At 60.2% G+C, this 22,173-nt stretch carries 19 protein-coding genes; 5 read left to right on the top strand and 14 right to left on the bottom strand.

Annotated elements, in window-relative coordinates; genetic code table 11:
- Positions 1-3: 3 nt before the first annotated feature.
- The 4 genes from bamA (at position 4) to U5K31_05100 (ending at position 4,319) form a co-directional block, all read left to right on the top strand.
- The gene (gene bamA / locus U5K31_05115; protein MDZ7772109.1) at positions 4-2,502 is read left to right on the top strand and encodes an outer membrane protein assembly factor BamA; all 2,499 of its coding nucleotides are present in this window, start codon (positions 4-6) and stop codon (positions 2,500-2,502) included.
- 17 nt (positions 2,503-2,519) lie between these two features.
- On the top strand, positions 2,520-3,044 hold the full coding sequence (locus U5K31_05110) for an OmpH family outer membrane protein (GenBank protein ID MDZ7772108.1): 525 nt from the start codon (positions 2,520-2,522) through the stop codon (positions 3,042-3,044).
- An 89-nt stretch (positions 3,045-3,133) separates the two neighbouring features.
- The gene (locus U5K31_05105; protein ID MDZ7772107.1) at positions 3,134-3,721 is read left to right on the top strand and encodes an OmpH family outer membrane protein; all 588 of its coding nucleotides are present in this window, start codon (positions 3,134-3,136) and stop codon (positions 3,719-3,721) included.
- A gap of 46 nt (positions 3,722-3,767) precedes the next feature.
- Positions 3,768-4,319 carry an OmpH family outer membrane protein gene (locus U5K31_05100; protein ID MDZ7772106.1) on the top strand — a complete coding sequence of 184 codons (552 nt, stop codon included), beginning with the start codon at positions 3,768-3,770 and terminating at the stop codon, positions 4,317-4,319.
- Between the two features lie 123 nt (positions 4,320-4,442).
- On the opposite strand, the gene U5K31_05095 is transcribed toward U5K31_05100, so the two are convergent.
- Positions 4,443-5,552 carry a VWA domain-containing protein gene (locus U5K31_05095; protein ID MDZ7772105.1) on the bottom strand — a complete coding sequence of 370 codons (1,110 nt, stop codon included), beginning with the start codon at positions 5,550-5,552 and terminating at the stop codon, positions 4,443-4,445.
- 134 nt (positions 5,553-5,686) lie between these two features.
- On the opposite strand from U5K31_05095, the gene U5K31_05090 reads away from it, so the two are divergent.
- Entirely contained in the window at positions 5,687-6,307 is a 621-nt protein-coding gene (locus tag U5K31_05090) for a ribonuclease HII (GenBank protein ID MDZ7772104.1), read from the top strand.
- 1 nt (position 6,308) lies between these two features.
- On the opposite strand, the gene U5K31_05085 is transcribed toward U5K31_05090, so the two are convergent.
- From U5K31_05085 to recA, 13 genes are all read right to left on the bottom strand, one after another.
- Positions 6,309-8,537 (bottom strand): PAS domain S-box protein, encoded by a 2,229-nt coding sequence (locus U5K31_05085; protein ID MDZ7772103.1) that lies wholly within the window; start codon positions 8,535-8,537, stop codon positions 6,309-6,311.
- 5 nt (positions 8,538-8,542) lie between these two features.
- Positions 8,543-9,982 (bottom strand): ATPase domain-containing protein, encoded by a 1,440-nt coding sequence (locus U5K31_05080; protein ID MDZ7772102.1) that lies wholly within the window; start codon positions 9,980-9,982, stop codon positions 8,543-8,545.
- 275 nt (positions 9,983-10,257) lie between these two features.
- Positions 10,258-10,902, bottom strand: a complete 645-nt coding sequence (locus U5K31_05075; GenBank protein MDZ7772101.1) for a response regulator transcription factor — start codon at positions 10,900-10,902, stop codon at positions 10,258-10,260.
- 386 nt (positions 10,903-11,288) lie between these two features.
- On the bottom strand, positions 11,289-12,539 hold the full coding sequence (rodA, locus tag U5K31_05070) for a rod shape-determining protein RodA (GenBank protein MDZ7772100.1): 1,251 nt from the start codon (positions 12,537-12,539) through the stop codon (positions 11,289-11,291).
- Positions 12,536-14,437 (bottom strand): penicillin-binding protein 2, encoded by a 1,902-nt coding sequence (gene mrdA / locus U5K31_05065; GenBank protein ID MDZ7772099.1) that lies wholly within the window; start codon positions 14,435-14,437, stop codon positions 12,536-12,538. The genes rodA and mrdA overlap by 4 nt, the downstream gene beginning before the upstream one ends.
- A 9-nt stretch (positions 14,438-14,446) precedes the next feature.
- Positions 14,447-14,917, bottom strand: a complete 471-nt coding sequence (gene mreD, locus U5K31_05060; GenBank protein ID MDZ7772098.1) for a rod shape-determining protein MreD — start codon at positions 14,915-14,917, stop codon at positions 14,447-14,449.
- Positions 14,914-15,765, bottom strand: a complete 852-nt coding sequence (gene mreC, locus U5K31_05055; GenBank protein MDZ7772097.1) for a rod shape-determining protein MreC — start codon at positions 15,763-15,765, stop codon at positions 14,914-14,916. Before mreC ends, mreD begins: the two co-directional genes overlap by 4 nt.
- A 16-nt stretch (positions 15,766-15,781) precedes the next feature.
- Positions 15,782-16,837 (bottom strand): rod shape-determining protein, encoded by a 1,056-nt coding sequence (locus U5K31_05050; protein ID MDZ7772096.1) that lies wholly within the window; start codon positions 16,835-16,837, stop codon positions 15,782-15,784.
- A gap of 118 nt (positions 16,838-16,955) precedes the next feature.
- Entirely contained in the window at positions 16,956-18,530 is a 1,575-nt protein-coding gene (gene purH / locus U5K31_05045) for a bifunctional phosphoribosylaminoimidazolecarboxamide formyltransferase/IMP cyclohydrolase (GenBank protein MDZ7772095.1), read from the bottom strand.
- Between the two features lie 12 nt (positions 18,531-18,542).
- A complete protein-coding gene (gene purN / locus U5K31_05040) occupies positions 18,543-19,178 on the bottom strand; it encodes a phosphoribosylglycinamide formyltransferase (protein MDZ7772094.1) in 636 nt (211 codons plus the stop codon).
- Between the two features lie 94 nt (positions 19,179-19,272).
- Complete coding sequence (locus U5K31_05035) at positions 19,273-20,337, bottom strand: AI-2E family transporter (protein MDZ7772093.1); 1,065 nt, start codon at positions 20,335-20,337, stop codon at positions 19,273-19,275.
- Positions 20,334-21,002, bottom strand: coding sequence for a RecX family transcriptional regulator (locus U5K31_05030; GenBank protein ID MDZ7772092.1), 669 nt, complete (start codon positions 21,000-21,002; stop codon positions 20,334-20,336). Before U5K31_05030 ends, U5K31_05035 begins: the two co-directional genes overlap by 4 nt.
- Before the next feature lie 2 nt (positions 21,003-21,004).
- Complete coding sequence (recA, locus tag U5K31_05025) at positions 21,005-22,081, bottom strand: recombinase RecA (GenBank protein ID MDZ7772091.1); 1,077 nt, start codon at positions 22,079-22,081, stop codon at positions 21,005-21,007.
- Positions 22,082-22,173 lie beyond the last annotated feature (92 nt).

The following is a 22,173-nucleotide window of genomic DNA, read 5'->3' as shown; positions in this document are numbered from 1 at the left end:
ATCGTGTTTCAGGAGTTCTCAGGCACCTCAACATTCGGTTTTCTTATTGTCATGCTCTTTGTCCTGGGCGCCGCCGACCTCCAAGCCCAGGTTCAGACCTGTTCCTCTGACTTTCAGATCACCAATCCCCTCCAGGTCAATCCGACCCAGTATACGGTACAGGACGTGGAGGTGGAGGGCAATGCGACCGTGAGTGACAATTTCGTGATTTCCCAGTCCGGGCTGGACATTGGCAGCACCATTACCCACCCGGGCGAGGACATTCCCAACGCCATCCGCCAGCTCCACAACTCGGGGCTCTTTACCAACATCTGCATTACGCAGACCCGGTTGGAGGGCACCAACATCTATCTGCGCATTTCGCTGCAGGAACAGCCGCGGCTGCAGGGCTACGAACTGCGCAATATCAAGCGCTCCCAGCGCGAGGACCTGCGCGAGCGCATTATGTTGCAGCCCGGATTTGCGGTGACCGAGGCCTCGGAGGCCCAGGCCGTGAATACCATCAACCGCTTCTACCGGCAAAAGGGGTACTGGTCAACCCAGGTGGAGGTAAGCACCAGCGAGGTGGATACGGTGACCAACCGGGTAGACCTGATCTTCGACATTGACCCGGGGGAACGCCTTGAGATCAAGGACATCACCTTCACCGGCAATGAGAACTTCAGCGACAAGACTCTTCGTAAGGAGCTGGATGCCATTCAGGAAGACAAGTGGTGGAAGTTCTTCTCCAAGAAGCTCTTCAAGGAGGAGGATTTCGAGACGGCGCAGACCAACCTGGAGAATTTCTATACCCAGAACGGGTATATCGACTTCCGCATTCTGGACGATTCGGTCTATACCTACGAGTACAAGGAGGGCAAGCAGGGCATTCGTGTGAACATGGAGGTGGCCGAAGGTCCCCAGTACCACCTACGCAGTCTGACGTTCGAGGGCAATACAATCTTCCCGACGCAGACACTCCGGCAGATCATGGACATGGAAAAGGGGGACGTCTACAACCAGACGAAGTTCCAGAAAAACCTGGGTCAATGGCAGGGTCAGGGCGGCCCGCAGACCGACATCCGCACGCTCTACAGCAATCGGGGATACCTCTTTTTCCAGGCCTTTCCCGACATACAGATGGTGGAGGGAGATTCGGTGGATATCCATATTACCATGACTGAGGACGAACAGGCGGAAATACGCCGCGTCTCCTTCTCCGGCAATACCAAGACGCACGACGACGTGGTGCGGCGCTCCCTGCGCACCATCCCCGGCAAGGTCTATAATGAGGCGATGGTGATCCGCACCGTACGGGAACTGGGACAGCTCGGCTACTTCCAGCCTGAGTCGGTCCGTCCCAACCTGAGTCCCGACCAGCAGAATCATACGGTAGACATCTTCTACCAACTCAACGAATCGCAGAGTACCGACAATTTCGAACTTTCCGGCGGTTTCGGAGGGCGCGGCATCGGTCTGATTCTGTCCACCCGCTTCAACTTCAACAATTTTTCACTTTCCCGCGCCCTGCGCGGGGAGGGATGGGACCCCATTCCCTCCGGCGACGGACAGAGTCTCACCGTGGGCGCCCAGATTACCGGGAGCGGTTACAAGAGTTTCAACGCCGGGTTTCAGGAACCCTGGCTGGGTGGAAATCCCATCTCGCTGGGCGTGAACGCCAGCTACGATCTGATCCGCTACCGCAACAGCGACATCCGCAACGAGCTTTTCCAGGGCAGCGTCTCCATCGGGCGTCGCCTCACATGGCCGGACGACTACTTCAGTCAGCAACTTTCACTCTCCTACCAGAATTACGATGTGACCGGAGGTACCAGCTTCCTGGCAGAGGGGACGTCCAGCATCATCAGCCTGCGACACATGCTTGAACGCAATTCGGTGGATAATCCCATCGCCCCAACCGGGGGTTCCAAGCTGCAGTTCTCGGTGGAAGTGGCGCCTCCTCTTCCCGGCTTTTCCCAGTACTACAAGGCTAAGACGCTGTATGAAAACCATACGAACATTATAGGCAACCTGGTGCTGACCAATACCGTCGAATTCGGCTACCTGGGCTATCTGGGAAGTAAACGACGCAGTGAATTCCAGCGCTATATCCTGGGCGGCACGCCCATGCAGCAGCGACAGAGTTTCCTTCAGGACAACATCGACCTGAGGGGCTTTCCCGGGGGACGCAACGGCTCCATATCGCCCCGCCAGGATGGCGAGGCGGTGGGAGGGCGCCTTTTCAGCAAGTATACCATGGAGCTGCGCATCCGCGCGGTCAACGAACAGCAGCTTCAGGTGATTCCCTACACCTTTATTGATGCGGGCAACGCCTACCTTAACGTGGAGGACTTTTCGCCCTTCGATGTGAAGCGAGCTACCGGCGTGGGCGTGCGCCTCTTTCTGCCTGTCCTCGGATTGGTAGACCTGAGTTACGGTTATCGTATGGACGGCATACCGGGCACAGGAGTGCGCGCCGGCGAGTGGCAGTTCCTCTTCAACATCGGCTCGCCTTTCCAATGAGACGAACAGCCTGTATAGTGCTGGCCGTGATGCTGGCTGCGCTTGCGGCGCCCGAAGCCCAGGCGCAGGAGCAAAAAATCGGATATGTAAACACCGACCAGCTCCTGGAGAAGTTGCCTGACTACGAGGGCATACGTGAACAGTTGCAGCTTCTTGCTGCGGACTGGAAAAAGGAACTTGCTTCCAAGGAGAATGAAATTGACCGCCTGAGAGCGCAATTTCAGCAACGCGAGATACTATTCAGCGATTCCGTACGTATACAAAGACAGGGCGAGATCGAAGCCCTTGTGCAGGAGCGCCAGCGTTACATGGAGCAGCACTTTGGACCCGATGGTGACTATTTTCAGAGACAGCAGGAGCTCCTGAAGCCGCTTCAGCAGCGGATCATGGAAGCTGTCGGCGTGGTGGCGCAGCGCCAGGAGTTTGACTTTGTGTTTGACCGGGCCCGCCAGTCATCCATGCTTTTCGGCGGCGAGGAGTGGAACCTCAACGAAGCGGTGCTCCGTCAGATGGGCATCAGCCCCGATGAAACAAGCAATTGAGCAAAATAGTTAGTATTATCTCAGGCTTTCCACACCGGAGAAAAAGTGTACTATGGTGAACCAGAACGGCAATTTAGAAGCAATCAACGATGTTTAGAAAGCTAACCGGACTTGCAAGTCTTTTACTGTTTTTATGCGTCTCCCTGGCCAGTGCCCAGGTGGATCGCATCGAAATCGGATTCGTAAACACCCAGGAAGTGATGAACCAGCTTCCCGAGCGCCAGCAGATCCAGGACCAGCTGAACACCTTCATCCAGCAGAAGCAGCAGGAGCTGCAGCAGGCTTCCACCGAATTCCAAAACGCAGTGGCCACCTACCAGCAGAACCAGTCCGGCATGACCCAGGATCAGATCAACCAGCGGGAGCAGGAGCTGACCCAGATGGAACAGAACCTGAATCAGCTTCAACAAACCGCCCAGCAGGAGATAGCCCAGAGGCGCCAGGAGCTGCTGGGACCCATCTACGAGCGTATCAACCAGGCCATCCAGGCCATCGCCCAGCAGAACGGGCTGGACATGGTGCTTAGTGAGATCACCGCCCAGGGCAGCAACATTGTTTACTACTCGGCCGATTCCAGTATGGACATTACCCAGCAGGTGATCCAGCGCGTGAACAGCCAGTCGCCCGACACCACCGGCAACGGCAACGCAGCCCAGGGCAATTCGGGCGGCAACTGAAGCGACAGAAACCAACCGACCGCATTTAAATTACGTTAAACGAACCATGGTACGACGCACAATTACGCTATTCATTCTCACTCTATTCGTAGGGCTGGCCGCCTGGGTTCCGGCCACGGAGGCCCAGGTCCGCCAGACCAGCATCGGTTTCGTGGATCCCCTTACGGTACTTCAGCGCATGCCCGATTTTGCGGCGGTGCAGCAGAGCCTGCAGAATTTCCGCGAACGCAAACAGGCCGAGTTGGCCCAGAAGGAGCAGGATTTTCAGACCGCTATCTCCGAGTACCAGCAGAAATCAGCTGTCATCTCCGATGCGGCCGCTGCCAAGGAGGAGGAGCGGTTGGGACAGCTCAGCGCCGACCTTCAGCAGTTTGAGCAGCAGGTCAACCAGGAAGTGCAGCAGAAGCAGCAGGAGCTGCTGAACCCGCTCTTCGAGAAGATCCAGGGCGCCATCGACGCGGTGGCCGAGCAGCAGGGTCTGGACTACGTGCTGAATACCCGCACCTACCAGGGCGACATGATCATTCTCTACGCCTCGCAGGATATGCGCCAGAACAATGACATCACCGACCAGGTGATGCAGCAACTCGGTATTTAAGTCTATAAAGTCTTAAAGTCTTATAAGTCCGAAAGTCCGAAAGTCCGAAAGTCGGGAAGTCCGAAAGTCGGGGAGTCGGGGAGTCGGGGGTCCGGAGCAGCTGTGCTGCTTCGGTTTTTTTGTTTAGGAGATGCGGCGCTTGCGGTTGCGGATGTAGTCCTCGAAAATGTACCCGCCCAGCTCGTCCAGGGAGGCGAAGTAGGCGCGCCCCTTGTTGGCTTCGGTAAGCTCGCGCACAAAGTTCTGAAGGTAGGGATCGCGCGCGATCATGAAGGTGGTGATTTCGATATCGTCCCTCCGGCACTTCACGGCCTCGTCCAGCACCCGGTTGATAATCTTGCGGTCCAGCCCGAAACTGTTCTTATACATTTTCCCATTCTCGATGATGCAGGAGGGTTTGCCGTCGGTGATCATGAACACCTGCTTGTTGGCGTATTTGCGCCGGTGCAGGATGTGACGGGCCAGCTGCAGGGCCTGCTGGGTATTGGTGTGGTAGGGACCCACCTTGAGGTAGGGAAGGTCCTCCACCTCCACTTGCCAGGCTTCGTTGCCGAATGCCACAATGTCGAGGGAGTCCGATGAATAGTTGTTCATGATGAGCTCGGAGAGGGCCATGGCCACCTTCTTGGCGGGGGTGATGCGGTCCTCACCGTAGAGGATCATGGAGTGGCTCAGGTCGATGAGCAGCACAGTGGCTACGGCGGTGTTGTGGTCGGTCTCGTGCATGCGGAGGTCGTCCTCGCGCAGGTTGAATCGGTCGATGCTGCTGTGGCGCAGCATGTTCATCATGGTACCGACGCTGTCGATGTGGCCAAGGTCGTCGCCGGGCTTCCAGTCGCGCGTCTCGGGCTGACGCTCGAGGCCCTTGCCTGCATGCGGGGTCTGGTGTCCCCCCGCCGCACCCTTGTCCAGGTTGCGGAAGATCTCTTCCAGGGAGCGCTGCCGCAGTGCGCGTTCGGTCTTGCGGGTGATGACCATGACCTGCTCATTCTGGTCTGGTCGTATATAGCCCCGGTTTTCCAGCTCCTCAATGAAATCACCGAGGGCATAGTCCTCAAACTCCTCGGTAATATTGTAATCTTCGTCGAGCTGGGTGAGCCAGCGCATGGCCTGGGCCACGTCGCCGCTGGCGATGGTGAGCAGCTCCTGGAAGAGCTCCCAGAGGGAGTCGAAGGGATTCGATCCGTCTATACGGGCAAAGCGCTCATCCCACTCTTGGTACTTGAAATGCATGCTACTAAGTGTTAAAGTCTTTTAAAGTCTAATAAGTCTAATAAGTCTTAAAGTCGGAAAGTCTGGAAGTCGGGTAGTCTAGAACGCGATGAATCGATAATTCATTCAGGCGGGCGGCCGCAGAAGGAAGGGATATGGACCGATTCAAGATGGAAAAAAAGCTCTGGGAGGAGGGATACCGTCGGGTCATGGGACTCGACGAGGCGGGGCGCGGGTGCCTGTCGGGTCCGGTGGTGGCCGCCGGGGTGATCTTCGAGCCGGGCAGCGGACCGGGACTGGAGGAGCTGCGTGACAGCAAGACCCTGGAGCTTTCCGACCGCGAGCGGCTGGCGGAGCTGGTAAAGGAGCGGGCCGCCTGGTGGAGCGTGCAGCAGTGCTCGCCCGGGGAGATCGACGAGCTGAATATTCTTCACGCCTCCCTGCGGGCCATGGTTCGATGCACCGAACAGGAGGGGGGCGAGCCCGACTATCTGCTGGTGGACGGCAACCGTTTTCCCGATGGACTTCTGCCCCGGCGCTGCGTGGTGGGGGGCGACGACCGGTCGGCGAGCATTGCCGCGGCCTCCATCCTGGCCAAGGTGCACCGTGACCGCCTGATGAAAAAGCTACACGAGACGTATCCTCACTACGGGTGGAAGACCAACGTGGGCTACCCCACGCGCGAGCACTACCGGGGACTGGCCGAGCACGGCATCACCCCGCACCACCGTCGCACCTTTCGGCTGCGCACGGAGAAGATCTACAGGGAGGATTAGACTAGCCTTCTTCGCGTTCTACCAGTGCGCTGGATGAGCCGCGGCTCGATTCCGGCTCGAAGGCGAAGGAGAGGTGCGCGCCCTGGCGTTCTTCGATCCGAAGGCTGGAACCGAGCTGGTCCACCAGCGTGCGTACGATGGTAAAGCCCATCGATCCGCCCTCCTCCTCCGTCACCTCAGGCGGGATGCCTGGTCCGCTGTCATGTACGGTGACACGGACTTTTGCTCCCTCCTTTTGCACACGAATGTAGATCTGTCCCTCTTCCTCCTTGCCGAAGGCGTGCTTGAGGGCGTTGGAGAGCAGCTCGTTGAGGATAAGGGCGCAGGGCACCGCCTGGTTGACGTTCAGGGCAATGGCGTCGCAGGTCAGCTCGACCTCCACCCGGGATCCCAGCTCGAGGGTGCCCTGCATGGTATCGATCAGGTCCCTGAGGTAGGGCTCCAGGGAGATGTTGGAAAGGGAGTTGGAGTTGTAGAGTTTCTCATGGATGAGGGCCATGGATTTGATGCGCATTTCGCTGGCAAGAAGGGCTTCAATGAGATCGGGATCTTCCGAATCGAAGCGCTGCATCTGCAGCAGGCCCGATACCACGGCGAGGTTGTTCTTGACGCGGTGGTGGATTTCCTGGAGCAGCACCTCGCGGTCTGTCAGTGACTGCTCCAGCTCTTGCTCGTAGCGGATACGTTCGGTCAGGTCCTGGCCCACCTGCTGCAGGGCAGCCTCCCCGTTCTCCAGCGTAATGGGGACGGCCTGCACCTCAATGTACCGGTCGATGCCGTCGGGCGTGGTGATGCGGTACTCCCTGGGGGGGAAGGTCTCCCCGTTCAGCACGCGGCGGATGCGGTCGCGCGCCTTGGCCGTGTCGTCGATGTCCAGCAGGTCAAAGTAGTTCTCCCCCTTCAGTTCTTCCGGGTCGTCCACGCCGTAAAAGCGGGCGCCGGCCGGGTTAATATACAGGATTATGCCGTCCGGGCGTGTGATTTGAATAAGATCGGGATCGTTGTTTACCAGGCTTTCCCAGCGCTGCCGGCTGTCCGAGAGCTTTTCCTCAGTCGCTTTCTGCAGGCTCATGTCGGTGTAGAGAACGTAGCTGCCGAGCGATTCCGAGGTGTCCCCGTTGCGGATAGGCACGGCGCCAATGAGCACAGGTACCGGGCTGCCGTCTTTGTGACGGCGCATCGATTCGAACTGCATTTTATCCCCTGTTTGCTCGTGATGTTCCAGCAGCTCATGCTGGTCCACCTCCTCTCCTTCAGGGGTGATAAGTTCGTTGATGATCCTGCCTTTCGCTTCCGATTCGGTGTAGCCGAACATGCTCTGGAATCGCCGGTTCACCGAGACCACCCGCTCCTCATCGTCCAGCAGCGCAATGGCGGTGGGGGAGTGCTCGAAGAGGTTCTGCAGCAGACTGGCCTGCCGGTCCCGTTCGGATTCAGCGTCCCTGAGATCGGTGAGGTTGGTGCAGGTGCCTACGAGGAATCTCTCCCCATTGCGTTCGAATACCTTTCCCGTTACGAAATAGGGCATGAAGTCGCCCCTGCTGGACCTGAGGTTCAGCTCCAGTTCCGCCGAGCCGTGTTCTATGGCCCGTTGCAGTGCGGCGCGCACGCGCGGGCCCTCTCCCGGCTGTACGAAATCAGTGGGTTTCATCTGGCGAAGCTCCTCTCCGCCGTAACCCAGCTCGCGCTCCAGGTTTTCGTTCCACCGGACCATGTTCAGGTTGTCGTCCATTACGTAAAAGAGTCCGGGAAGGCTCTGGATGGCGCGGTTGATGAAGGAGCGCTCCTCGTTCAGTTTGCGGTTCTGCCGCACCAGTTGCAGGGAGTAGGAACGGGTCTGCAGCAGCGTATCCAGCCGGGAGCGCAGGATGGTGGGGGAGACGGGTACCGGAACCACGTCGGCAACCAGGCTCATCACCGGGTCGTCGTGGCCGAGCCAGCTGGTATCATGTTCCAGCAGCACGAAGGGCAGGAAGGCAGGGGCGGAGGACTCCCGGCATCGGCGGACCGCGCCCAGGTTTTCCTGGAGGTAGGAACGGTCGGCCAGGCAGAGATCAAAACGGATACTCTCCAGCCCGCGGTTGGACTGCACCACCAGGTAGTTGTCGGACATTCTGTTGCTGAGCTGCCTGAAATCGGCCTCGTTGCTCATACAGACCAGGATCACCGGTTTGGCGGTCTTCCGGTCCTGAGCAGCGCCTGGCGATATGTGTGCGAAGTCGTAGGACACGGGAATCAGCTTTGCATCTGCTCCGGCAGGCCGGTCAGGATGCCCCGCAGATTGTCGAGGCGCCCGCCCACCTGGAGTCCCTCCGAGGTGATCTCGAAGTGGCGGATGCTGCGCTCAAAATCGCTCATGCGTTTCTTGAGTACGCCCACGACCTTGCGCAGTTCGCCCTCCATTTCCATGTAGCGCAGGAATATAATGTTGTCGGCCAGGTAGCTGGCGTTCATGCCGGTGGTTTCAAACTGGCCGGTAATGTTGGAGGCCTCGTGAAGAAGCAGTCCCGTAATGCCCATGTTCTGCAGGTAGACGGTGAGGGTGTGCAATCTCTCCAGGGTGTTCTCCTCGCGTACAGCCAGGCTGTACGCGCCGATGCTGTCAATCATCACCATGGTGGTGCCGTTCTCCTCCACGTCGGTACGCACCATGTTGAGAAATTCGTCGGGCGAATAGGTCAGGGGTCCCACCGGTACGATGCGCAGGTTGCCCTTTTCGATCATGTGTCGGATCGGCACGTTGATGGATTCCGATCGCCGGATCACCGTCTCGGCCGACTCCTCAAAGGTGTAGAGGGCCGAACGTTCGCCCCTCGAGGCGGCCTCCTTTAGGAACTGAACCCCCATGTTGGTCTTGCCCGTCCCGGTGGGACCCGTTACGATGGTGATGGTTCCCTTCTCCAGTCCCCCGTGCAGAAGGTTGTCCAGCTCCGGTATGCCGCTGGAGAGGGCTTCGCTGACGAACTTTCGCTCGTAGTTGCGGGGCTGCAGGCGTGGGAAAATGGTAATGCCCTGTTCGGATATCCGGAAGGCGTGGGTGCCGTGCATGAAGTCGGAGCCCCGGAACTTGGTCACCCTCAATTTCCGCCAGTCGGGACTGTATTCCAGGTGGAGGTTGCCGTCCACCCAGAAGGTGGCGTCCTGTTCGGATTTGTCGTCGGCCGTCTCGGAAGTCATCAGCAGGGTTCCCCCGCGATCGCCGATGTAATTCATGAGCGAGAGGGCCGTCTTGCGCAGCTGAAAGGGGTCCCGGCTCAGGAAACGCAGCATGGTGATGGAGTCCAGGAAGACCCGGTTGGGTTCCAGCTCGCGGACTTTTTCGACCACCGATTCCAGGATGGGCTGCTGTTCTACATCCCCCGAATGGAAAATACCGTAGGAGCCGGATTCCTCCTCCAGGTCCTGCCGGGGACTTTCGTCCACGAAATACACGCCCTCCAGGTCGATATCCATGCGTCCGGCGTTGCGTCGCAGGTTTTTCTCGGATTCCCCAAGGGTGATGTAGAGCGCCTTTTCACCCAGTCGCGCGCCGTGTGAAAGGAAATGCATGCCGAAGGTGGACTTTCCCGTACCGGGTCCGCCGCGGACCAAGTAGGCGTTATTTGGGAGGAAGCCCCCTTTCAGAATTTCATCCAGCCCTGCCAGGCCGGTGGGTACGCGTGCGTCAGTACTCATGGGTGCTGAATGTTTAACGCGGCTCCACCGGCTGCCGGCATCTCAGGTGCCTGGGCGAAGCTAACGCCTGTCAGGATGATGGCGTGCGATAGTGAATCAGTATTGGATGGGATTAATCGATGTTAACGTTAATATAAGACGCGCAGCGCGAAAAGGGATGACGTAAAACACCTAGTTGGAGATAAAGTGAATATGACTAGGTATATAGGCCTAAGTTCTAGCCGGACGGTGGGTGCTTGGCGTCCATCCGGCGCCGGCAAAGGCGGGGCAGGCCTTCACGGCTCGTAAAGGCCATGCTTTATCGCGTATTTGACCAGGCCGGCCGTGTTGCGTGCGCCCGTCTTCTGAAGCAGGTTGCGGCGGTGGGCGTCCACCGTGCGGACGCTGATGGAGAGTTTTTCGGCGATCTCCTTGTTGGTAAGCTCCCCGCAGATTTCACGCAGCACCTCCATCTCGCGATCGGTGAGGATGTCCGATTCGAGCGCCCCGTCATGGCTTGTCCCGCTCTGCTGAATCAGCAGCCGGAGGGTGTCGTCGCAGACGTACTGTCCGCCCCCGGCAATATTCTCGATGGCCTTGACGAGGTCTTCCACGCCCCGTTTTTTCATCATATAGCCCGAGGCGCCCACCCGCATGACGGCGCGAGCCGTTTCGGCGTCGGCCTGGTCGCTCAGCGCCAGGACGTGGACGTCGGGATGTTCCCGGCGCAGTCCGTGAATGAAATTGCGGGCATCCAGGTCAGGCATGTCAAGGTCCAGGACCAGCAGGTCGGCCCCCCCGGGAAAGTCGTAGGAGGCAAGTTCTTTGGAGTTCTGCACCGTGTCGGCGACCGATAGCCCGGATTGGCCGTCCAGCAGCTTTTCAATACCGTCACGGACCAGTTCGTAGTAGACCGCGATCAGGATTGTAACCGATGCCATAGATGAAATAGGTGGTACTGATAGTTCCTAGCTACGTAACCGTGCCCCGTGCGTCCCCGTCCCGGCACGACTGCCTTCATCAGGCAATCTCAGCCCACGCATCGAGAATCGTTGGAGGGGAATCCCCCCTGATAAACTGTCTGTGATTTTTAACTAGGATACGTTTTTTGTGGGATGATGTATATAGGTTTATCCGCCTAATCTTGTACTAGGTGTATCTATGTATGTAAAACTAGGTAGGGCCGGGGCGGATCTTTCTTCGGGACGTGGTCCCGAATGGGTGGCGCGATGGGTTTGTGCGCTCCGGCTTGGTCATATAGAGGAGGGCCGATGCAAAAGTACCTATGTAATATAGCGTACAGGAAGGGAAGTTTCACACGGTGCCTTTAGCCGTAGATACTGAAGTGGCGCTTATAGAAGTCCAGGTTCAGGCAGATGGCCAGCATGAGGGTGTTGGCGAGCAGGGCCGAGCCCCCGTAGCTGATGAAAGGCAGGGGCAGTCCAATGACGGGAAGCAGGGCGGTGGCGCTGCCCACGTTGATGAAGAAGTGGATGAATAGGATGGTGGTCACCCCAACGATGACAAGCTGGGCGAAGGGTGACTTGTGGGTGCCCGCGCTGTTGAGCAGCCTCAGCACGAGACCCATAAAAAGCAGCAGCACCAGGCTGGAGCCGACAAAGCCGAACTCCTCGCCGATGACGCAGTAGATGAAGTCGGTCCACTGCTCCGGCAGAAAGCGGAGCTGGGTCTGGGTCCCCTCCGTGAATCCCTTGCCGTAGAGTCCCCCCGAACCTATGGCCGTCTTGGCCTGAATTACGTTCCAGCCGGCCCCTTGGGGATCGAATGAGGGGTTGGTGAAGGCTTCGATGCGCGCACGCTGGTGGGGTTGAAGCACCTGGAAGAGGGCCACCTGCATGCCGATAACGATAAGCAGTCCGCTGGCGAAGGAGACGAAGGTGAGCCAGGTCCGACGCTGGATCAGGAAGATGGCCAGCGTAAGCACCAGTGCGGCGGCCAGTCCCCAGTACCATGCGATGATGCTCAGGTAGCCGATGATAGCCGGGGAGATCATCAGCAGAGAGATCCCGTAGGGGAGGCCGGACCAGAAGAGCATGACGGGGATGAGTGCCAGGAAGACGATGGCGGTTCCGGTGTCGTTCTGCAGGATCACCAGTACGGTGGGCAGCAGGATAAGTCCCACGGTGGTTAAGGCGTAGCGCAGGTTTTCCGTGGAGATGTTGCGCCGGCTGGTCAGGTAGTTGGCCACGGCCAGGATGGTGGCCACCTTCATCAGCTCGCTGGTCTGCAGGTTCAGGGGTCCGATAACCAGCCAGCTCCTTGCACCGTTCACCTCGCGCCCGAAGATCAGCGTGAGAATCATCAGTACGATGCAGACTGCGTAGAAGAGGTAGGAACCCTCCTGGAAGTTGCGCGGATCAAAGAACTGCACGCCCACAAGCACCACAACTGCGATGCCGAAGGCGATGAGCTGCTTCCAGAAGTTGACCTGGATGTATTCGGGCAGGAACTGCGAGACGGGTCCCAGCGTGGCGCTGTAGATGGCCACCATGCCGATGGCGCAGAGGGCCGCCCAGAGGCCTACCATAATCCAGTTCAGGTCTCGTAGGCTCTTCATTGCGGGTCGTCTTCGGTGTTGGAGGGGGCGGTCGTGGGCACGGCCACGCTGTCGGCGGACCCGCCTCCCCGGAGCTCGGCCTTGAGTTCTTCCACCCGCTGCCGTGTAAACTGCCGCTCCCAGCTGTCGCCGATGCGCCCGTTCAGGTACTGCTCAATCATGAGCGAGGCGATGGGAGCGGCCGACTGGGAGCCGTATCCTGCGTTCTCCACGAGCACGGCGACGGCGATCTGCGGGTCGTCCATGGGGGCAAAGGCGATAAACCAGCCGTGGTCGGCCCCGTGGGGGTTCTGCGCGGTGCCCGTCTTGCCCGCCACGCGCACGCTGTCCAGGTCGGCGTATATGCGGGCGCCGCCGTTCTGCACCACACGCCGCATGCCGCTTTTGACCACCTCGAGGTTCTCCTCGTCCACCCAAGCGATCTTCTCGCGGGGCGTATCGGTGTAGCGCACCGTACCGTCGCTCTGGCGGATGGTGTTGACCAGGTGGGGACGAATGCGGTATCCCCCATTGCCGATCTGGGCGGCAAGCTGCGCCATTTGGAGGGGGGTTGCCGATATGAAACCCTGTCCCACCCCCAGGCTCATCATGTCGCCAATGCCCCAGCGCCCTTCGCCCAGGTTGCGGTTCAGCCAGGCGGAGTCGGGAAGGATGCCGGCGTTTTCATAGGGCAGGTCCACGTTGCTGGCCTTGCCAAAGCCGAAATCGGAAGCCAGCTCGTGCCAGCGGTTGATGCTGCGACTATTGGCCATGCGGTCCATCAGCCAGAAAAAGAAGGTATTGGACGACTCCTCCAGGGCGCGTCCCACATCGTAGGCGCCCGGGGGGGCCAGGTCGTTGTAACGGCGACCGCGCTGGTAGTAACCCGGGTTGTTGATCTCGGTTTCGGGGGTAATAAGGCCCATTTCAAGTCCCATTAACGCCATCAGAGGCTTGAAGGTGGAACCCGGCGGCTGGATGCTGGAGATGGCGCGGTTGTAGAGGGGGTCGGTGGTGTCGGCGTTGACCTGTTGCCAATAGGCCGAGTCGATGCGTCCGGAGAGCTTGCGGATATCGTACTGGGGAGCGCTCACCAGGGAGAGAATGGCCCCGTTGTCGGGGTCTATGGCCACGGCCGCACCGCGCAGCCCTTCCATGAGATCCTCCGCCAATACCTGAAGGCCGGCGTCAAGGGTGGTGTAGAGGTCGGCCCCCTTGACCGGTGACTCGTCGAGCGAACCGTTGTCGTAACTGCCGAGGGACTGCCCGAGCGCGTTGATCTTGATGTACTCGATGCCCGACTCCCCGCGCAGGTGGTTTTCGTAGACCATTTCCAGTCCGCTCTTGCCCACCTTGTCGCCCAGGTGGTAGTTCCGGGAGCTTTCGTACTCCTGCTGGGAGACCTCCCGCAGGTAGCCCATCACGTGGGAGGCCTGCAGGCTGTCCACCGGGTAGTGTCGCTTGCTCTCCAACTGGTGTCCGATGCCGGGGAGCCTCCAAATGTTCTCCTGCAGTACTGAGAATTTGCGGAAGTCCACCTCCGTGAATAGCCGCGAGGAGCGGTACCATGAGTAGTCGCGCGCCTCCTGAACCCTCCGCTCCACGACGTCCAGGGACACGTCCATGATGTCGGCCAGCACGGGACTTTTGCTGTTGTCGTAGCGGGCGGGTGTGATGGTGATGGTATAGATGGGTTCGTTGTCCACCAGCAGCCGCCCGTTGCGGTCGAAGATCAGTCCCCGTGCCGGTGTTACCGTCTCCTGCCGGAGGGCGTTCTCGCGGCTGAGAGGTCCGTAGGTGTCGTGCTCCACAATCTGCAGCTGCACCAGCCTTCCCAGGATGATCAGGGCAAGCCCGCCCATCGCGATCTGGAGGACCCGGATGGAGGTTTTAGTTCGCTGTTTGGAGCGGTAGTGCATGAGAATATCTTATCGGGTGCGGAACAGGTGAATAAAGCCCGCCAGCGCGGCCGTGTAGACACTGCTGCCCAGCCAGTGGCGCCAGAATATGAACTCCCCGGAGTAGATATCGACGACCCAATTCAGTCCCAGGAAGACCAGGTTGTGGGCAAGGGCGGCGATCAGGACGGTCAGGGCCACCTGGTTCAGCAGCAGGCGGGTCTCGCTGCCGCCTGGCAATAGGTTGTGTCCCGCAAAGGCTATAAACGTTTTGGAGAACATATTTAGTCCCCAGAGATCCATCATGGCGTCCTGGGTAAGTCCCAGCAGTGCACCCATAAGAATAGCGGAGGTCCGGTCGGCGCGGCTCATGTACCAGAGCAGGAACACCAGCACCAGGTCGGGCTGCATGTCCAGGATTTTGAGATGGCGGAAGAGCATCACCTGCACCGCCACCATGCCAAGTCCCAGCGCTATCTGCTTAATCTGCTTTCCGCTCATTCAAACATCTCCCGGTAGGCCTCGTTCAGGTTTGAGATGGTGGTGTCCGGCGTGAAGCGCACCAGGAAACCTTCGGCCAGGGGACGTATGTCCACGTAGGGCCGCAGATAGATGCGCTGGGTCTCCCTGCCCTCCAGGGGCTCGGTGCGTATCACCCGGCCTATGGGAATGTCGGCAGGAAACTGATTGCTGAAGCCCGAGGTGACCACCACCTCACCGGTGTCCACCGGCACGGTCTGGGGCACGTAGTTGAGCACCAGTTCGCCCATGGCAATGCCGCTGGTACCCTCCCAGGAGACGATGCCGGGCTGACTGGAACGCAGCAGCCTGGCGCTGACCCTGAAGGCGGAATTGTAGAAGGGCATGACCTGGGCGTAGGAGCCGGAGGTGAGGATCACCTTGCCCACCAGTCCGTCGGCCGCCACCATGGGCATGCCCACCTCGATGTCGGCTTCTGCGCCGGCGTCCACCGTCAGGAAATTATTGATCTGGTTAATCTCTTTGGCCACCACGCGCACAGGCTCCATCTGCAGGGTGCTTTCGCTTTGGAAGTTGAGCAGGGAACGCAGCTCCTCGTTGCGCTGCCCGGCGGCGCGCAGGCGGCTTACCTCGTCCTGCAGCAGCACGTTCTGCTTGCGCAGGTAGGCGTTGGTCTTCAAGGCCTGCCGGTAGACCCGTATGTTGGAAAGGGGCTCCTCCAGGTAGGAAAAGAGGGTGATGGAGACTTTGCGCAGGTTGTCGATGCCCCCCTGGTAGCGTCCCAGCATCAGGGCTGAGGCGAGTACCAGCAGCACAGCCGCCAGGATGTGGTCCTTAGCGTCGGATATGCGTGGGAGTCGGAAGCGCATTCACGTGGGAGGGGTTTCAGGTAATGACGGTTCGATAGTAGTCGAGATCCTCGAGGATGGCGCCCGTGCCGCGCACCACCGCCGTAAGTGGATCTTCGGCAATGTGTACGGGGAGGTCGGTGGTCTCCATGATGAGTTTGTCCAGATTCTTCAGCAGGGCGCCTCCTCCAGTGAGCATAATGCCGCGGTCGAGGATGTCGGCCGAGAGCTCGGGCGGGGTCTGTTCGAGGGACTTGGTGATGGATTCCACGATGGTGTTTACCGATTCGGAGATGGCCTCGCGCACGTCCTTGGAAGTAACATGACGCGTGCGTGGCACGCCGTTAACCAGGTCGCGTCCCTTGGTCACGCTCTCCAGCTCCTCGTCCAGCGGGGCCGCCGAACCGATCTCGCACTTGATGCTTTCGGCCGTACGCTCGCCGATCAGCAGGTTGTGGTTGCGCCGGAAATAGTTGATGATGTCCTCGTTCAGTTCATCTCCGCCAAGGCGCACCGACTGTGCGTAGACGATGCCCGAGAGGGCGATGACGGCTATTTCTGTGGTGCCCCCGCCGATATCCACAATCATGTTGCCGATGGGCTCATGGACGTTGAGGCCTATGCCGATGGCGGCGGCCATCGGCTCGTCCACCAGGTAGACCTCCTTGGCGCCGGCGTGTTCGGCGCTGTCGCGCACCGCGCGCCGCTCCACCTCGGTGATGCCGCTGGGAACGCAGACCACCATCTTGCGGGTGCTGGAATACCACTTCATCTGTACCTTCTTGATCATGCCCCGGATCATCTGCTCGGCCACCTCGAAATCGGCGATCACCCCGTCGCGCAGGGGACGAACCGTGCGGATGTTCTTGTGGGTCTTCTCGTGCATGAGGCGCGCCTCGTGTCCGGTAGCCACCGGCTCGTTCTGCATGTTGAGGGCCACGATGGAGGGTTCGTTGAGTACGATGCCTTCATCGCGCGAGTAGATCAGGGTGTTGGCGGTGCCCAGGTCGATGGCGATGTCGGTATAGAGCCAGTCGAAGAGCCCGCCCTTCTTTTTCTGGCTTTGGTTATCGGTGGCCTCGGTAGTCTGCATGGTCTCCTTCTTGGGGTGCGCGATGTGTGGATTCGGTTGCCTGCCGAAACGGCAGATTGAAAATACAATATTGTTAATCTATTTGCGAATTAAGGACTCATTCTGCAGGGCCTGAGGATTAGTGGCGGAAATGGCGCATGCCGGTGAATACCATGGCCATGCCGTGGCGGTCGGCGGCCTCGATCACCTTCTCGTCGCGAATGCTTCCGCCGGGCTGAATGACCGATTCGGCCCCGGCTTCGGCGGCCGCCTCCACGCCGTCGGCGAAGGGGAAAAAGGCATCGGAGGCGATGGCGCTGCCCTCCAGGGAGAGGCCCTCCTCGCGTGCTTTGGCGATGGCAATTTTGGAGGATTCCACCCGGCTGGTCTGTCCGCTGCCTATACCCAGGGTCTGTCCCCCGCGGGCGTAGACGATGGCATTGGACTTCACATGCTTGACCACCTTCCAGGCGAAAAGCAGGTTTTCGACCTCTTCTTCCGTGGGACGGCGTTTGGTAACCACCTCGTAATTTTCATAGCGGATGGGGCCGTGGTCGGGCTCCTGGGCCAGGGCGCCCCCGAAGATGGAGCGCACCTGACGGACCCCGGTGTGGTCCACCGGTTCCGTGATGCGGATGAGGCGGCGGTTCTTCTTTTCGGTGAGAAGCTCCAGGGCCTCGTCCTCGAAGGAGGGGGCCAGCACAATTTCGGTGAAGATTTCGTCAATCGCTTCGGCGGTCTCCCGGTCGATGGGTCGGTTCACCGCCACGATGCCTCCGTAGGGCGACTGCGTGTCGGTGGCGAAGGCGCGGGACCACGCCTCCCGCAGGGTGCCGGCGGAGGCCACTCCGCAGGGAACCGTGTGTTTGAAGATGGCGCAGGTGGGACCTGCCTCCCCGAAATCGGCCATGAGATTGAGTGCGGCATCTACGTCCAGCAGGTTGTTGTAGCTGAGCTGTTTGCCGTGGAAGCAGTCGATATGGCGATTCTGTTTCCCGTAGACCGCGGCCTTCTGGTGCGGGTTCTCTCCGTAGCGAAGCTCCTGGGAGTGCGGCAGCGAGAGATGGAGCCGGGAGGGCACCTCCTCCCCGCAGTAGCCGCTGAACCAGCCGGCGATGCGGGCGTCGTATGCGGCGGTGTGGTTGAAAGCCTCAAGGGCCAGTTTGCGGCGCAGCCTGAAGGAAACGGTGCCGTCCGCCTGGAGCTCTTCGATGAGGGAGGCATAGTGGTCGGGGGAGGTGAGCACGGCCACGTGGGCGAAATTCTTGGCGGCCGCCCTGATCAGGGTGGGTCCGCCTATGTCAATATGCTCGGTAGCCTCGGCGGGGCCGACTCCGTCGCGTGCCACCGTTTCCCCGAAGGGGTAGAGGTTGACGGCCACCAGTTCGATGGGTTCGATGTCCAACCGGGCGAGCTCCTCCCGATCGGGTGCGTGGGAGGTGCGCGCGAGCACGCCGGCGTGCACCTTCGGATGGAGCGTCTTCACGCGGCCGTCCAGGCACTCCGGGAAGCCGGTAAGCTCGGAGACGCCGGTGACCGGGATGTCCAGCTCGCGAATGCGGGCGGCGGTGCCGCCGGTTGAGATGATCTCCACGCCCGCGGCGTGCAGGGCGCGGGCCAGAGACTCCAGCCCGCGCTTGTCGGATACCGAGACCAGGGCGCGTTTGGGGGTGAGGGGCGTTTCGGGGAGGGATTCCAGGGGTTGGAGAGCCAAGGGCGTCGGGGATCAGGATTGGGATTGAGATGAGGGGGCTGCGGAATTGCCGGACGCGGAGGAACGCTCACCCTCCAGCAGATTGCGGATTACACGGGGCAGCAGTTCGTGCTCTTTTTCCAGCACGCGGGCGGCCAGTGTCTCGGGGGTATCGCAGGGGTGCACGGGTACGGTTACCTGCTCCAGGATGGGTCCCTCGTCGTAGTTCTCGGTCACCCGGTGGACAGTGCACCCGGATGTCTCACGGCCCGCCTCCAGGACGGCGCGGTGCACGCGCATGCCGTAGAAGCCCTCCCCGCCGAAGTCGGGCAGCAGGGCCGGATGAATGTTGATGATGCGCCCGGGATAGCGGCGGATGACCGAGGGTGGAATTCTGCGCAGGTAACCGGCCAGCACCACCAGGTCGGGCTTCCAGGTATTGAGGGCGTCGAGCAGGGCCCCGGCGAAGTTTTGTCTGCCGGGTTGTTCGCCGGGGGGGATGACACGCACGGGAATCCCTGCCTCCCGTGCCCGTTCAATGGCGCGGATACCCTCCCGGTCGGTGATCAGTCCGGCGACGGAGGCGGGGATGCGTCCGCTTCGGGCGGCGTCGATGACGGCCTGGAAATTGGAGCCTGAGCCGGAGGCAAAAACGACGATGCTGGGCACGTCCGCGGTAGGTGAGATGTTCGGGCGTTTCGGTTCAGCAGGAAGATAAGGAAAATAGTGAAGAGAATCGGGGCCTCGCCCCGCCCGCAGGCGGTCAGCCGCCCGTGCGGAAGACGTAGTAGTTGTTGAGGCTCCAGCGCACCTGGTTGATGGTGATCTTGACCATAGTGGCGATGGGGATGGCGATGAGCATGCCCAGGATGCCGGCCACCTCCGCCCCGATCATGATGATGAAGAGGATGGCCACCGGGTGCATGTCGGCCGAGCGGGAGAAGAGCATGGGCTGGAAGACCACGTTGTCCAGGATCTGTACGCAGAGGATGGCCAGCACGCAGGGCAGCACCAGCGAGAAGTCGCCCACCTCGATAATGGAGACCACAGCCGAAAGGAAGTAGCCGATAACCGGTCCGAAGTAGGGAATGGTGTTGGCCACGCCTACGGCGATGCCTACCGAGAGAGAGTTGTTGAGCCCTGCGATGGTGAGTCCCAGGAAGGAGGTCAGGGCCACCAGCACGCTCTGCAGCATGACGGTGCGGAAGTAGTGGCCCAGCCGCGCCTCGATCTTGTCCACCAGGCTGAGCGTGGTTTCAAAGTACTTGTTGGGCACCAGCGAGAGGATGTCGCGCCGTATCTTCGAGCCGTCCTTCAGGAAAAAGAAGGTGGCGAAGGGGATGATAAGGGAGGCGGCAAAGAGGTTGGTGAAAATGCCGATGAGGTTGCCGACGGCGGCCGGCACCTCGCCCACGGTGAAAAGCTCGCGGAGCACGTCGGTAATGTTGTCGCTTAGAAAACGGTCAGGCAGAAAGGAGAACTGTGCCACCAGGCGGTTTTCTACCTGCTGGGCGATGGTCTGTATATTCTGGATGTTGAGCTGGGCGGCCAGCTCCACCATCTGGTTGCCGATGACCGGGATGATATTGGTGGAGATCCAGACCAGGATGAGTCCAACACCCAGCATGGCAAGGGTGATGGCAACGGTGCGGTTCATGCCGGCCGTCTGCATGCGGTTGACTACCGGGTCGAGGATGTAGCTGAAGATCATGGCGATGACGGCGTAGCCCACCAGCACACCAAAGTTGTAGAGCACCATGCCCAGCACCACAATCCCGGCCAGCGCCAGGATGGAGCGTACGACCTTTTCGAGAGTGATGTTTTTCATTCCGACACCAGCTTTGTCAGCTCGTCCAGGCAGGCGTGGATGCTGCCGGCCCGGAAGCCTTTGCGGGCAAGATAATCAAATATTTTCTTCTTTCTCTTAAAGGGGTCCTCCTCCCGCAAGAAGTGCCTGCGGCGCTTTTCGACCAGCCCGCGCAGCGCCGCCTGCAGATCGGCCTCCTCGAAGACCTCTTCGAGGGCGCGGTCGGCGTCGGCGCGTCCTATGCCTTTCTTGCGCAGGTGGGCGCGGATTTTGGAGGGTCCCCAGCGGTTCAGCTCGTACTTGTCGCGGGCGAAGGAGACGGCGAAGGCGCGGTCGTCCAGGTAGCCCTTGCGTTCCAGCTCGTCGAGCACGTCGTCGATAAAGGCGTGGTTGAGGTCCTTGCGGCGCGCCTTGTCGGACAGTTCCCGGCGGGCGTGGTCGCGGCGGCCGAGCATGCGGACCATGTACGACTTGACGGCGCCGCGCCCCTCGGCCTCGCGCAGCCGCCGCCAGAGTTCGGGCGTGAGGAGGTCGCCCTTCTTGAGGCCGAACTCCAGCAGGGTGTCACCCGACAGGCCGATGACGAAGGCCTCCCCTACGAAGAGCGAATAACGTTCGCTGCTTTTCTTTTGGGGCCGGATCTCGGTGATGGGCCCCGGGAGTTCAGCCGGAATCTCCTCCTTCACCGCTAGTCGTCATCCCCGTCGTCGCCATTGCCGCCGTTTTCTCCTTCCTCCCCGTTTCCTTCAGCCTTTTCCTCTTCGGCCTGCTGATCGGGGTCAATCTCGCGGCGCACCTGCTTCTCGATTTTATCGGTGATCTCGGGGTCGGACTCCAGGAACTCGATGGCGTTGTCAGTGCCCTGGCCGATAGGCTCCCCGTCGTAGCGGTACCAGCTGCCCCGCTTCTGGATAATGTCGAACTCCACGGCCAGGTCGAGGATCTCAGCCATCCTGGAGATGCCCTTGCCGTAGATGATGTTGAACTCCACCTGTTTGAAGGGCGGGGCCACCTTGTTCTTGACGATCTTGACCTTGGTGCGGTTGCCCACCACGTCGTCGCCCTGCTTGATGGAGCCGATTCGGCGGATGTCGATGCGTACCGAAGAGTAGAATTTCAGGGCGCGTCCGCCGCTGGTGGTTTCGGGATTGCCGAACATCACGCCGATTTTCTCGCGGATCTGGTTGATAAAGATGCAGGAAGTTCGCGTTTTGCTGACGATGCCGGTGATCTTGCGCAGGGCCTGCGACATGAGGCGGGCCTGCAGACCCACGTGCGCGTCGCCCATCTCGCCCTCCAGCTCGGCGCGGGGCACCAGGGCGGCCACCGAGTCGATGGCCACCACATCGAGGGCGGCAGAGCGGATCAGCGTCTCCATGATCTCCAGGGCCTGCTCCCCGCTGTCGGGCTGGGAGACGAGCAGCTCGTCGGTGTTGATGCCCAGATTTTTGGCGTATTTGGGATCGAATGCGTGCTCGGCATCAATGAAGGCGGCGTAGCCCCCGGCTTTCTGGGCCTCGGCAATCACGTGCATGGCCAGGGTGGTCTTGCCACTGGCCTCCGGTCCGTAAATCTCGGTGACGCGGCCCCGGGGGATGCCGCCCACGCCCAAGGCATAGTCTATCATGATGGAACCGGTGGAGATGGCCTCCACGTTGCGGCTGGCCTCGTCGCCCAGGCGCATGATGGTTCCCTTGCCGTGCTGTTTCTCAATCTGGCCGATGGCCATTTCCAGGGCTTTTTCCCGGTCCTTTTTCTCTGACATAGCGAAAGTGGTTGAACGGTTGCGTTGCTCGTTTGGGGTGACGCCTGCAAGATACGGGGCGTTGGTGACAGCCCGGTGTCACCCGTAATTCA

Source organism: Balneolaceae bacterium (assembly GCA_034521445.1).
GTDB lineage: Bacteria > Bacteroidota > Rhodothermia > Balneolales > Balneolaceae > JAXHMM01.
This window is presented reverse-complemented; position numbering and strand designations above follow the sequence as displayed.